This is a genomic window from Nostoc sp. (assembly GCF_036917375.1).
GTDB lineage: Bacteria > Cyanobacteriota > Cyanobacteriia > Cyanobacteriales > Nostocaceae > Nostoc.
This window is the reverse complement of the sequence record NZ_JBALDN010000023.1, coordinates 90052-104148: the sequence shown is the minus strand read 5'-3', so window position 1 is coordinate 104148 and position 14097 is coordinate 90052. Positions and strand designations below refer to the sequence as shown.

Genomic DNA, 14097 nt, shown 5'->3' with positions numbered 1-14097 from the left:
GACTTACGCATTGACAAAATAACTAAATTATGAGTTGTGGATTTTCGACATTCAAGCTCAATTTTTCAACTCTTTTCTTTTTTAGCAATGTCTATGGCAGATGTTTGCCTATGTGACTGATAAAAGATGATTGAAATTAGCTTGAAACTAGTTTTTTTGTGAATCTACACACTGATGAATTTTAGACGGACTTAAGACTTAGATAGTCCTAAGTGCTTGGATAAGTAATATTTGCAGGCCGATTGAAAGGAGGATATTCATCAAAAATTTCTAACCTTCAAGAGTGAGAAAAGTATGTCGAAAGCCTCAAATTTCGGCGAATTTTTGTGCCTTCAAGCACTAAAAGTTGAAAACTTAAAGTTACTGCCAAACATCTATTAAGGAAAAAGAAAGTAATGACACATACTATCATTGGAACCAATGGAAATGACACCCTATACGGCACTAACGACCCCAACATAATTAACGGTAAAGCTGGGAATGATATCATCATCACAGGTTATGGTGCCAACGATACTTTAACGGGTGGGGGCGGCAAAGATAAATTTATTTTTTATAAGTCAGGCGGCGGCACTGATATAATCACTGATTTCGGTGGTGTAGGTAAAGGAGCAAATCCAACAGCAGCAGTAATTGCGGAAGTCGATACGATCGAATTTTTGGATGAACTGACTGCGCGAAATTTGCTACTTACCCAAAATGGTAACAATGTAGAGATAACTTTTGAAAACGTATATGACACCACAAAAATCATTTTACAAAACTTCAAACTAGAAGACTTGGATAACCTGAAAGCTTCTGGTACAAGACCAGCCATAGGCAATATCTTGTTTAATGGGTTTGAGGAAACTAGTATCACTGATAGTTTTGATGTCCTGGATGCCAACTCTACTGATACAAGCATCGGCATCAAGAACACAGTAACCTTCCTCAATGACCTGAATAACAACATTACAGGTTTAGACAACTCAGATGATGTGGTGAATGGTCAGGGAGGCGATGACAAAATAGATGGGTTAAGTGGTGACGATTTGCTGCGGGGTGGTACGGGCAACAATACTCTCATTGGTGGTCTGGGCAATGATACCCTTGATGCTTCCTATTCTTCTGGAAATAACATTCTCACAGGAGATGCAGGGGATGAATACCTTGATATTAGCTACTCTACTGGCAACAATACGGTTTCAGGTGGAGATGGCAATGATTACTTTTACACCCTTGAAGTTCAGGGTAGCAACATTCTAAATGGAGAGGATGGCAATGACTCCTTCAGTTTGTTTGTTCCATATACAGCTCCCTCTTCCTTAGCAACTCAAACAGTAGACGGAGGGACAGGTGACGATTTGTTAACCGTCAATTCCAATACGACTGAGGCAATCACTTCGACTTTCAATCATGCTACTAATACTGGCTCGATTACAAAAGGCACATATCAGATTAACTATAAGAATATTGAACGATTAAATATCTCCGGCACAGACTACAATGATTACATTGTGGGGAGCAATGGCAACGATACCATCAGACCTAGTCTTGGTAACGACACTTTAACGGGTAGCGGTGGCAAGGATACATTTGTTTACGACTCTTATAACTCGGCTACAATTAGTGATATAATTACTGATTTCGGTGGAGTAGGTAAAGGAACTAATCCAACAGCAGCAGTAATTGCCGAAGTAGACACCCTAAATTTTACTGGCGACGGCTTAACTGCTCAAAATTTAGTGCTGACTCAGAATGGCAGCAATCTAGAAATCACCTTTGACGCGGACAATAGTCCCAAAATCATCCTACAAAACTTTGCTTTAGAAAACCTGGATAATCTAAGCTTATCTACAGGAGCCACTGTAGACTTGGGCAATATCCTGTTTTCTGGGCAAACTACCATTACTGACAGCTTTGATGTCTTCAATGCCAACTCCACTCAAGGTACTCTCTTCAACAAGAACACAGTCACCTTCCTTAACGATCTGAACAATAATGTTAGTGGCTTTGACAACTCAGATGATGTCATCAATAGTCAGGGGGGTGATGATTTTATTGATGGCAAAAGCGGCAATGATTTACTGCGGGGTGGTGCAGGCAATGATACTCTTATTGGTGGCGTAGGGAATGATATCCTCGTTGAGGATACTGGCAATAACTCCCTTGTTGGTGGTATTGGTGACGATACTTTGAATGTTAACTCTTCAACAGGCAAGAACACCCTCGATGGTGGCGCTGGTGACGATACATTGTATGCTTGGGGTTCACAAGGCAATAACTTACTCTCTGGCGGCGATGGCAATGATTATCTTGACGCCTCTGAGCTTGCTATTGCTGAAGGACACGACTTTATTGGCTCTTCAGGTAATAATACCCTCAATGGTGGCGCTGGTGACGATACATTGCGTGCTGAGTCTCCAAAAAGTAATAACTTACTCTCTGGAGACGATGGCAATGATTATCTTTCCACCTCTGGCGTTGATGGTTATAGACTGGAATATATTTTTAGATCCTCAGGCAATAACACCCTCAACGGTGGCATTGGTGATGATACCTTGCTTGCTGAGACTTCAACAGGTAACAACCTACTCTCTGGTGGCGATGGCAATGATTTACTCTCGATCTCTGGCATTGTCATCGGAACCGGAACCTACATTGGAGATATTTTCCATCCCTCTTCAGGTAATAATACCCTCAACGGTGGCACTGGTGACGATACATTACGTGCTGAGATTTCAACAGGCAATAACTTACTCTCTGGTGGCGATGGCAATGATTCCTTGTATCTAAGCACCTCATCTCCAGATAATGTCCGCTCTTATTTAGTGACTCAAACGGTAGATGGAGGTCAGGCTGACGATTTGCTCTCCGTGGATTATAGCAATGCTACTGGAGGAATCACAACAACATTTAATGCCACTACTAACATTGGCTCAATGACAGCAGGCAAGTATCAAGTTAGTTATCAGAATATTGAAAGATTAAATATCTTAGATACAGCCTACGATGACAACATTGTGGGGAGCAATGGCAACGATACTCTCTCTATAGATAGTGGTGGCAAAGATACGATAGACGGCGGTAAAGGTGACGATTTGTTGTCTGTCGAATACAGCAATGCTACCACAGGAATCACAACAACATTTAATCTTACTACTAACATTGGAGCAATTACGGCGGGCAATAATCGCGTTAGCTACAAGAATATCGAAGGATTAAATATCAAAGGTACAGAATACAATGACTTGATTGTAGGGAGTAATGGAAACGATACACTTGATGCGGGCAATGATGGCAATGACACAATAGACGGCGGTAAAGGTGACGATTTGTTGTCCGTCGAATACAGCAATGCTACCACAGGAATCACAACAACATTTAATCCTACTACTAACATTGGCTCAATTACAGTAGACACGAGACTAATTAGCTACAAGAATATCGAAGGATTAAATATCAAAGGTACAGAATACAATGACTTGATTGTGGGCAGTAATGGAAATGATACACTCGATACGGGCTATGGTGGCAATGACACAATAGATGGGGGGACAGGTAACGATTCCTTGACTATCTATTTCAATAATACTACCACAGGAATCACAACAATATTTAATCCTACTACTAACATTGGTTCAATTACGGAGGACACGAGACTAATTAGCTACAAGAATATCGAAGAATTAAATATTAAAGGTACAGAATACAATGACTTGATTGTAGGGAGTAATGGAAACGATACACTTGATGCGGGCAATGATGGCAATGACACAATAGATGGTGGTAAAGGTGACGATTTGTTGTCCGTCGATTTTGGAAATGCTACTACAGGAATCACAACAACATTTAATGCTACTACTAACAAGGGAGAAATTATAGCGGGTAGGAGATTAGTTAGCTACCAAAATATTGAAGGATTAAATATTTCAGGTTCCTACTCTAATGACTTGATTGTGGGGAATAATGGCAATGATACCCTCAACGGTAGTAGTGGCAATGATACCCTCAAAGGTGGTAATGGTAATGATGTCCTCATAGGTGGCAGCGGTAATGATAGCCTTTATGGGGGAGCTGGTACTGATACCTTTGTTTTCAATACTTTTAGTGAAGGCGTCGAGCGCCTTTATGACTTTGACGCCACTAATGAAGTAATTGAGATATCAACTTATGGTTTTCCTAGTCGCGATTTATCACTAGGTGTACTTAAGACAAGTCAGTTTACAATCGGAGCATCTGCAACCACAAGTAATCAGCTATTTATTTATAACTCGACTACAGGTGGATTGTTCTTTGATGAGGATGGTAGTGCAGGTGTCTATAGTCAGGTGCAGTTTGCACAATTATCTCCTGGCTTGTCACTAACCAACAACAATTTTGTGCTTTTTGCTCCTTATTAGCACTCTATCACTTGAAGCAGAAAAAATAGAAAATCGTCGAATTGCGATGTGCTTAAAAAGATGGGGGAGAAGAGGTAGTATTTTCTCCCTTATCTCCCCAAGAAAGATAATTTTTGAATACTGAATTAGTATTCTAATTACCCAAATAAGTCACTTCAGTTTTCTGCGATCGCACCCTATTTAACGAGAGTAAGGATTATTGAAAGTTTCCCAAGCAGCTTTTACAGCCTTTTGCAGGCGAAAGTTAAAGTCTACTAAGTCTTTCATCAATAAATGCCAGTTTCTCTCAGCTTCATCCTGAATTACCGCCCAAGAGTTTTCTAAGCGATCGCGTTCTATCACTTTTCTTCCTTCAATTAATTCTCGTGCTTGACGTACAACTTTCAAATAGGTTTCACGGGTGAGAGTACCTGCTGAATCAGCCTCAGCTTGAGCGCGTCTTTTTAGCGCCTCAATTAACGCTTTGGTTTCGCGCTTCACCTCATCAGTTTCACCAACCATTTCGGTTTCCACTAATTTATCGGTTTCAGCACTTATTTTTACAATTACTATGGATTCAGTAGATTCGATATTGTTAGAATTCATACTTAAAACATCCTTAATTGCAAAGTTTACTCTCTAATAAAAGTTGCACCCTGTCTTAATAGTCATTAGTCATTTATTTGTTTCACAAAAGACAAATGACAAATACTTCGATTACCCTCAGTACAAGTGAATAATGACAAATTAATAAGTTTTTGCTGGCAGTTGTTGCTCTAATTTCAGCAATGCTGCAACTCGCATTTCTGTCGCCGGGTGACTGGAGAATAAGTTACCCAAAAACTGTCCAGAGATGGAATTGATAATTAATAACGGCTCATAAGCTGGATTAGCATTTAAAGGCATCTGCTTTGCTGAAGCTTCTAAGCGTTGCAATGCTCTAGCTAAGGCGCGGGGATTACCAGTTAATTTCGCAGAACCTGCATCAGCAGAAAATTCTCGTGTGCGCGAAATTGCTAGCTGAATAATCGTCGCAGCCACCGGCGCAAGCATGACTGTTAATAAAACTCCTATTGGATTTCCACCTCTGTTGTCATCTCGCGAACCACCACCAAACCATAGGCTGTAACTAACCATTTGGGCTAGAAATGAGATAGCACCAGCAACAGTAGCAGCAACTGCTTGGGTGAGGGTGTCACGATTAATAATATGAGTCAGCTCGTGGGCAATAACGCCTTCGAGTTCATCATCTGGCAATATATTTAGAATACCTTCGGTGACAGCCACAGCAGCGTGTTCTGGATCGCGCCCTGTTGCGAAAGCGTTAGCACCAAGGCTAGGAACAATATAAACTTTAGGCATGGGAATATTGGCGCGATCGCTCAATTTCTGCACCATCCGATAAAGTCCTGGTGCTTCCCTTTCACTCACAGGCTGTGCTTGGTATACTGCTAGGGCAATTTTATCTGATTGATACCAAGAGAATAGGTTGGTGACTGCTGCCAAGCCAATCCCGATAATCAAACCACTAGAACCGCCAATTACCCAGTAACTAATTGCAATCAAAAGACCACTTAGCGCAGCAAGTAAAGCAGCCGTTTTCAATTGATTTGTCATATTTTTACTCTCCTGCTAATGCTGTATATATATTTTTTGAGAAAACAGCATTACTTCAGCTACATTTTGATTTTATCCAGCTCAATTTAGATATATGGTAGAGAAAACCTATCAGATAAGTACGGTTTTCCCACTTAACTTTTAGGAATACAATTTAGTTGTTTTTGATACGCATATATTAATAATCTAATTTGAATAATATAAACGCGAAAAATACATCTATCTATAGAAATAATTTTTTACATCGGTATGAATTATAAGTGCCATACCTGCACCATGAGTGAGTATTTTTGGGCATCAAACAAATTGCGATCGCAGATTTTTGGCAACCAAGAACGCAGTTGAGTTAGTTCCGCGTCATTCTCTTCCAGTTCTGCAAAAGTGAAATTACTTCTTTTCCGTTCCGCGCTCAATTCGCTATGGAAATTCCGACATTGCCCTAAAAACTCTTGATATTTTTGGTCTACTTGCGAGAATTTAAAAGCCTTCCTGCAAAGGCAGATTCTATATCGTAGAAGACTAAAGATATTGACCCATAGCAAAAATGGTATTATTAATTTGATTAAACTATCAACGGCGATGGAGCTCGCCAAAACCGCCTTTCCAGCGCGATCGACTCTCTTATGGAAGGCTGATGGCTCCTACTTTCCTTGCTAACTGCGGGAGAGTAGGGCTTGGCTAAATGCATTACCTGACTCCCCTGTAGAAAGTATCTGTCTACAAATCGCACCTCAAGGAGTCATGTAATGCTAGCCAGTGTATTGTGGATTTTACTTCGTAAATTTGAACCGTTTATTGCATTACCCCACCTAATTAAATGGTTGCCCATTTCCTTTGTGGTTGGCATTTTTGCTGGAACTGCTTCTGCGGCTCTTTTAGCATCATTAGAATGGGCAACTGATTGGCGAGAATCACATCGCTGGATTATCGCCTTGCTTCCCCTTGGTGGCTTTTTGAGTGGTTGGATTTATCATCAATTCGGTCGGACTGTAGAAGCTGGAAATAACCTTTTACTAGAAGAAATTCATAACCCTAAAAAGGTTATTCCCTTCCGTATGGCTCCTCTTGTTCTACTAGGAACAGACCTGACGCATTTATTTGGTGGTTCAGCCGGTCGTGAAGGTACAGCATTACAAATGGGTGCTTCTTTAGCAGACCAGTTAACTAAAATATTGCATTTTCAAGGAGCTAATCGGCGAATTCTGTTAACAGCAGGTATCAGTGGAGGATTTGCTTCAGTATTCGGTACTCCCTTAGCTGGAACCGTATTTGGTCTGGAAGTTTTAGCGATTGGTAGAATTAATTATGATGCTCTTTTTCCTTCTTTAATTGCTGCGATCGTTGGAAATCAAGTAACCTTACTATTGGGTTTACATCATACAGCATACCGACACGCTCCCTTTATACCGCCGCTCACAATTTGGGGATTGATTTCTGCGATTATCGCAGGTGCAATTTTTGGAATTGTCGCGAGATTATTTGCTAAAGTAACTCACCAAATTAGCCACTTATTTAAAGCAAAAATATCTTATCCTCCACTGCGTCTTTTGATCGGCGGTGCGATGATAGCAGTAATTGTTGGGTTGAGTGGTACGACTAAATACATTGGGCTTGGTATCCCTACTATTGTTGATTCTTTTTTCACTCAGCTACCTCCTTGGGATTTTGCAGCAAAATTGGGTCTGACTGCTTTAACTTTAGGAGCAGGTTTTAAAGGAGGAGAAGTGACACCTTTATTTTTTATTGGTGCAACTTTAGGTAATGCTTTGTCGTTGCTTTTAGCATTACCTGCACCACTGTTAGCAGGAATGGGATTTGTGGGTGTATTTGCGGGTGCAGCAAATACACCATTGGCATCCACTTTAATGGGAATTGAACTATTTGGTCTGGAATCGGGGGTATTTATTGGTATTGGTTGTATAGTGAGCTATTTATTTTCAGGTCATTCTGGAATTTATTCTGCACAGCGTATTGGGTTGAGTAAATACTCTGCTGTATATTTAGAAGAAGGGGTGACTTTGGCTAATTATGGACAACCGAAAATTGATTTACCTGATGATGGGAAAAAAGGAAGAAGTAATTCTGAGGAATAATTTTTTGATGTAATTAATTGATAATTGAGAGTTGTTAACCGATAAGAGGTTTGACAAATGAATAATTATGGATTCGGCAAATTAGTTACCTTTCTAAATCAATTAGAACAAGAGAAGATTAGTTACACTTTAGCCCATCATCGGGATGAAACTATTATGGTGAATGTGGCGGTGGCTGGTGAACGATGGGAAGTGGAATTTTTTGAGGATGGTTCGGTTGAGGTAGAACGATTTGTTAGTAATGGAGAGATTAATGGGGAAGAAGTTTTTAGCGAGTTATTTACTATGTATTTAGAGCCAGAAAGTCATTCTGCCAAACTTGCTCAAAACGCTAACTTGACAAGCACAACATGAAGGCGATCGCACTTTATCTTAATTTAGAGAATGGGAAGTATTAACCAATCCTATCAGTATCTCAATAAATCGGCGTAATCCCTAGCTCTTGTAATTCTTTGAATATCAATTTTTTGCACTCAGCTTGAGGATAATAGTATTTTTCAGATTCATAGAAATCTTTTTGTTCTATTAAATAATAGGCATTTTTTTGGCTTTTTTCTTTAGAAAAGCTGAGAGGATCGCAATCAAATACATATCTTGATGTAAATAAATAGCATGGATGCTCTTCTTCATTTTTTATGTTCCAAATAACTTCTTGCTCAAAAGCAAAAGTTCCTTTTTCTATTGTTACTCTGACACCAAACGGCTCAATATTTCTAATTTTATCGCCAATATTACCATTGTGGCTATAATGATTAGTTTCAATTAATTCATAAAATTTTATACTAAATGAAGCTTCAGCAATTTTTGACAGTGAATACTTTCCTTGAGCGGTAACAATAATTGCTTGTCCTGCTCCAGATCCCATATCTACAGTGCCATCTTCATTAAAAAGTAAATAATGAAAGTAGCTATAGTAGTGAGGATTTGCATTTAAACGACCGATTCCGAAGAGGTTTTGCATAAATATCTATATGTGGAATAGATTAGCAACTAAAGTATAGCTTTTAAGTATGACTACTAACATAAAGATACAAGCTATTAAGCTTGGTATTTCTTGAATTTATCCCTCGCACGTTCTATTACGTATTTTATTTACTAAATCCTTGCTTCCAATTCTTCTAAAGCTTGAAAACTTCCTACTTGCCAACTACGTTCTACGGCAGCAGGGATAATCTCAGTAATCGCTATATCTTCAAAATTAGGACTGGTATTAAATTTTATGTATTTCCCCTCTTTCAGCAAATAAATAGAAAGGTTTCCACTGTCGTAAACCCATAGTTCTGGCACTCCAATGGCTTCATAAGCATCAAGAGTAGTTTTTGATGTGACATCAGTTTCAATCGCTAAATCTGGCGGCGGGTCATCAGGCTGCAAGCGGCGATGACCAATCATTTGTTGATAATTTTGAATATAAAAGCAAGCATCAGGTTCAACTCCTGCAACACCTTGTCGTTTAAAGGTGGTGGAACCAAAAGGTTGATATCTGATATCTTTAGCCTTCAGCAATATTTTAACAATATCAGAAATTAAATCTTTGGGTATTTCATGTTCTGGTAAAGGAGCCATAATTTCTAAAGTACTCTGGCTGTAGGCAATTCGTGTAGTTCTTTTTTCTCCCAATTCTTGTAATATAGATTCAAATTCTTCCCAGCTAACATCTGGAATTGTCACTGTGCTACCAGGCGCTAACTGCATCTGGCTAACAGCTTTTAAAACAGGGATAGCAGCAGTCATAACCAAAATATCAATAAGCTGAATCTCAATAATTATCTATTAGGTTGCGGTGGATAATATAGCCCACCGTAACCTTTAGACTAATAGAATGAGTTTAACAAAAGTGGCTAAAAGCGATCGCTCTACACCTTAAACTTCTCGGTAATCCGCTTCATCGCCTCTTCCACATTCTCACGGCTGTTAAACGCCGAAATGCGGAAGTAACCTTCACCCGCAGCACCAAAGCCAGAACCGGGTGTCCCGACAACGTTGACGGTTTGCAGCAGCTTATCAAAGAATTCCCAACTGGATAAACCATTAGGAGTTTTCACCCAAACGTAAGGTGCATTCACGCCACCATAAACTGACAATCCGGCGGCTGTGAGTTTCTCGCGGATAATTTTGGCGTTTTCGAGATAGAAACTAACCAATCCTTTGATTTGTGCCTGTCCTTCTTCAGAATAAACCGCCTCGGCTCCCCGTTGAACGATGTAAGAAACACCATTAAACTTGGTAGATTGGCGGCGATTCCAGAGTTTCCACAGTTCCACATCGGAACCATCAGCGGCTTTTCCTGTGAGTGTCTTCGGTACTACAGTTAACGCGCAACGGGTTCCTGTAAAACCTGCATTTTTGGAGAAAGAACGAAATTCGATCGCAACTTCCCTTGCACCTTCAATTTCATAAATTGAGTGGGGAATCGACGGATCGGTAATATAAGCTTCGTAGGCTGCATCAAAGAAAATAATCGAGTTATTAGCTTTGGCATAGTCCACCCATGCCTTTAAATATTCTTTGGTTGCAGTTGCGCCAGTAGGGTTATTGGGAAAGCAGAGATAAATTAAATCGACTTTCTTTGAGGGAATTTCGGCGGTGAAGTTGTTATCAGCCGTAATTGGTAGATAAACTAAGCCCTCAAACTCGCCTTTATCGTTAGCATCTCCCGTATTTCCCACCATAACGTTAGTGTCTACATACACAGGGTAAACGGGGTCAGTAACGGCTATAGTGTTGTCATGACCAAAGATTTCCAGAATATTACCAGTGTCGCACTTGGAACCATCGGAGATAAAGATTTCCGAGGCATCTATGTCGGCTCCTCGTGCTTGGAAATCTTGAGTAGCAATTTTTTCTCGCAACCAAGCGTAGCCTTGCTCTGGGCCGTAGCCTTTGAAGGTGGTGTGATCGCCCATTTCTTCCACAGCTTTAATCATCGCTGTGCGGCAAGCCTCCGGCAGAGGTTCGGTAACATCGCCAATGCCCAGGCGGATGATTTTAGCATCCGGATTCGCTTCTGCAAAGACATTCACCCGCCGAGCAATTTCTGGAAACAGATAACCCGCTTTTAGCTTCAGGTAGTTGTCGTTAATAGTTGCCATAGTAAATATAAAAAACGCCCTCAAACAGCTTACTGCTAATTTATGAGGGCGATAACTTTGTTATGTGGAGTGGGGAAGAGGCAGGGGGGCAGGGGGGCAGGGGAAGCAGGGGGGACAAGGGGGACAAGGTGACAAAAATTAGAACTTACAACAAGTCTTTCCCCTTGTCTCCAATTCTCCTTGTCCCCTTGTCCTCTTCCCCATACCCAATGCTCAACTAGACATTTACCGGTTCTTTATTATCGGCTGAATAACTGTTGCGATCGCTAATTACAAACTCCGTGATGGTTTCTCTTCCTGTAATCAATCTTGCTCCGCGATTACGGGTGAAATAGCTCCATGCCCACTGAATCATTACTACTAATTTGTTGTTAAATTCAATTAAGAAGTAGATGTGAATAAATAGCCAAAACAGCCATGCAACGAAACCTTTCAGCTTGGTAAAGCCCAGATCTACCACAGCAGAATTGTGCCCAATCATCGCTAAACTACCATGATCGGTATAAGCAAAGGGTGGCAAATTTTTACCTGCAAGCCTCTGTTGAACTAATGCTGCTACATATTCACCTTCTTGCTTCGCTACAGGTGCAACACCAGGTAGGGGTTTACCATTTTGATGAGAAAAATTTGCTAAGTCGCCAACTACAAAAATATTGGGATGTCCCTTAATACTCAAGTCAGGTTCAACGATAATCCGTCCGGCGCGATCGCATTCAGCACCTGTGCGTTCTGCTAGCACTTTTCCCATTGCAGAAGCTTTTACACCTGCTGCCCATAATACCGTTTTTGAAGCAATTTCTTTGACTTCATCGCCTTGTTTGAGGGTAACAGTATCATTCTCAATATTTGTTACCAGTGTTTTTGTTTGGACAACCACCCCTAAGCGCGTCAGGGATGCTTCCGCTTCTTGTGATAACTCTGGTGCAAAGGGTGGCAAAATCCGATCCAGCCCTTCTAATAGCAAAATTTTGGCTTCTGAGGTGTCGATGTTGCGGAAATCTTCTTTGAGGGTTTGATTTGCCAATTCTGCGATCGCACCAGCTAACTCTACACCAGTTGGGCCGCCACCCACAATTACAAAGGTTAACCAAGCACGGCGTTTTTCTGGATCTATTTCTTTTTCTGCGGCTTCAAAGGCCGAAAAAATCCGGCTACGCATTTCTATCGCATCTTCTACAGTTTTTAAGCCGGGGGCGAATTCTTCCCAGTTGTCTTTGCCAAAGTAGGAATGCTTTGCACCTGTGGCGACAATTAAGGTGTCGTAAGGTACTGCTTCGTCGCCTACCATCACTTGTTTTGATTCTGGATCGATATTATTCACCTCTCCCAGCAGCACTTTTGTATTCTTGCTCTTGCTGAGGACAGAACGCAACGGTGAGGAGATATCAGCAGGAGATAGCGCACCTGTGGCGACTTGATATAAAAGGGGTTGAAATAGATGAAAGTTACGTTTATCAATCAGAGTAACGTTTACTGCCGCTTTGGCGAGTGTTTTTGCTGCATAAAGTCCACCAAAACCACCGCCAACGATTACTACTTTATGGGGTGGATTATTGTCAAGTGAATTTACCATAAGAAATATTATCGTGTATGCCGACTATTGTAACTATTCTTAACAGATTTGTATCAAAATTGTCATCATATATTTTGTATTGCTCTTTACATTTGAAAAAGTATTAAAGTAATCGAGACTACAGGATAAACAAAATTGTTTAAGAGAAAGGTAGAGACAATAAGAGTTTGAAATATTTCAATCCCTGTTTATCTCTGTAGATTTATCAAAGGTAGATGTAGAATTTATGCAAATTTAGTCAGAAATAGTTGACTCTGGTGTTTGTGTCAAACGTGGTGAATGAGTTCGCCGCCAACGCCTAAAGCCATAGACAAGAGCAACAAAAATTAACAAATAGGGGCTGTAAACAATTAACCAAATACCCAGTTTGAGTAAGCCAACGGAAAATGCACTTAAAGAATGGGTAGAGTTGTTCCAAGTTTCCTTAACTTGCAAACCCAAGGCAGGTTGCGGGCTGGTACTAGAAACTGCTGCTTCTAGGTTCAACGTAATGGTGGAATAAGCAACTTGATTTTTGAGGTTTTTCAGTTGGGCATCAATTTGTTCTATGGTTTGTCGGACATTACTCAGTTCTTGGGAAACACTAAGCACATCTCTTACAGAACCAGCCCGATCCATAATTTTTTGCAAATTGGCTTCAGTTTTTTGCAAATTCGTTAATCTGGCTTGGAAATCCACCAGGCGATCGCCTACATCTTCAGCAGTGATATTACGACTATTAACAGTGCCCAATTTAGCTAGTTGTTCTAGGGTAAGTTCTAGCCGATCCTCTGGTATCCGCAATTGGATTGTTGCTGTGTAACGCGGGTTATCGTTTTTAGGTTGTTGTTGTTTCAACCCGATTAAATCCCCTTGCTGTTGATTGATAATTTGCGAAACAGCATCAACAGTCTTATCTACAGAGTTGACAGTCAAAGAGATTGCTGCCTTTTTGATGAGTTGGGGACGAGAACGCGCTATTGGTGTAGCTTCCGCCTTTTGGGAAATACTGTTTTCACGAGCAGATAATTGATTTACCCCGCCATTGCCTGCAATTTGAGGTGCAGCCTTATTTGCCGTCTGTTGGGAAGAGGCGCAACTAGTGAAAATCAATCCTCCCAATAACGCACTTATAAATAAAGCAGATGTGCGCGGTAATTTAGTTGCAGTATACATAATCTACCCCTAGATAGATGAAGTTAACCCCAGTATTACTGAACTAAAACTCAAAATCTGGATTGTTGCGATTTATGTAACAGGATTGCTCATTAGTTATTTGTCATTTGTCCCCTTGTCTCCCCCGCTCCCCTGCTCCCCCCTCTCCTCAGTTCAAAGAGATAAATTGAATGATTGATAATTCATTTGTGTTACTCAATTTGGGG

At 40.6% G+C, this 14097-nt stretch carries 11 protein-coding genes and 1 riboswitch; of the genes, 3 read left to right on the top strand and 8 right to left on the bottom strand.

The window, feature by feature from the left end:
• The first annotated feature begins 395 nt into the window (after positions 1 to 395).
• A complete protein-coding gene (locus V7K45_RS05815; RefSeq protein WP_335001280.1) occupies positions 396 to 4382 on the top strand; it encodes a beta strand repeat-containing protein in 3987 nt (1328 codons plus the stop codon).
• Between the two features lie 180 nt (positions 4383 to 4562).
• On the opposite strand, the gene V7K45_RS05810 is transcribed toward V7K45_RS05815, so the two are convergent.
• From V7K45_RS05810 to V7K45_RS05800, 3 genes are all read right to left on the bottom strand, one after another.
• Positions 4563 to 4967: a hypothetical protein gene (locus V7K45_RS05810; protein WP_335001278.1), complete on the bottom strand. Its 405-nt coding sequence runs from the start codon at positions 4965 to 4967 to the stop codon at positions 4563 to 4565.
• A gap of 141 nt (positions 4968 to 5108) precedes the next feature.
• Positions 5109 to 5978 (bottom strand): zinc metalloprotease HtpX, encoded by an 870-nt coding sequence (locus V7K45_RS05805; protein ID WP_335001276.1) that lies wholly within the window; start codon positions 5976 to 5978, stop codon positions 5109 to 5111.
• A gap of 254 nt (positions 5979 to 6232) precedes the next feature.
• Positions 6233 to 6520 (bottom strand): Chromate resistance protein ChrB, encoded by a 288-nt coding sequence (locus V7K45_RS05800; protein WP_335001307.1) that lies wholly within the window; start codon positions 6518 to 6520, stop codon positions 6233 to 6235.
• A gap of 24 nt (positions 6521 to 6544) precedes the next feature.
• Positions 6545 to 6629: riboswitch (Fluoride riboswitch) on the top strand.
• A gap of 95 nt (positions 6630 to 6724) precedes the next feature.
• Between V7K45_RS05800 and V7K45_RS05795 the strand changes: the two genes are divergently transcribed.
• Positions 6725 to 8071 (top strand): voltage-gated chloride channel family protein, encoded by a 1347-nt coding sequence (locus V7K45_RS05795; protein WP_335001274.1) that lies wholly within the window; start codon positions 6725 to 6727, stop codon positions 8069 to 8071.
• A 57-nt stretch (positions 8072 to 8128) separates the two neighbouring features.
• Positions 8129 to 8425: a hypothetical protein gene (locus tag V7K45_RS05790; protein ID WP_335001272.1), complete on the top strand. Its 297-nt coding sequence runs from the start codon at positions 8129 to 8131 to the stop codon at positions 8423 to 8425.
• Between the two features lie 61 nt (positions 8426 to 8486).
• Here the strand turns inward: V7K45_RS05790 and V7K45_RS05785 are convergent, their stop codons facing one another.
• From V7K45_RS05785 to V7K45_RS05765, 5 genes are all read right to left on the bottom strand, one after another.
• Positions 8487 to 9032: a hypothetical protein gene (locus V7K45_RS05785; RefSeq protein WP_335001270.1), complete on the bottom strand. Its 546-nt coding sequence runs from the start codon at positions 9030 to 9032 to the stop codon at positions 8487 to 8489.
• A 134-nt stretch (positions 9033 to 9166) separates the two neighbouring features.
• Positions 9167 to 9805 carry a Uma2 family endonuclease gene (locus tag V7K45_RS05780; protein ID WP_335001268.1) on the bottom strand — a complete coding sequence of 213 codons (639 nt, stop codon included), beginning with the start codon at positions 9803 to 9805 and terminating at the stop codon, positions 9167 to 9169.
• Between the two features lie 122 nt (positions 9806 to 9927).
• On the bottom strand, positions 9928 to 11163 hold the full coding sequence (locus tag V7K45_RS05775; RefSeq protein ID WP_335001266.1) for an LL-diaminopimelate aminotransferase: 1236 nt from the start codon (positions 11161 to 11163) through the stop codon (positions 9928 to 9930).
• 217 nt (positions 11164 to 11380) lie between these two features.
• Positions 11381 to 12736: an NAD(P)/FAD-dependent oxidoreductase gene (locus tag V7K45_RS05770; RefSeq protein WP_335001264.1), complete on the bottom strand. Its 1356-nt coding sequence runs from the start codon at positions 12734 to 12736 to the stop codon at positions 11381 to 11383.
• Between the two features lie 234 nt (positions 12737 to 12970).
• Positions 12971 to 13891 (bottom strand): DUF4349 domain-containing protein, encoded by a 921-nt coding sequence (locus V7K45_RS05765; protein ID WP_335001262.1) that lies wholly within the window; start codon positions 13889 to 13891, stop codon positions 12971 to 12973.
• Between the last annotated feature and the right edge of the window lie 206 nt (positions 13892 to 14097).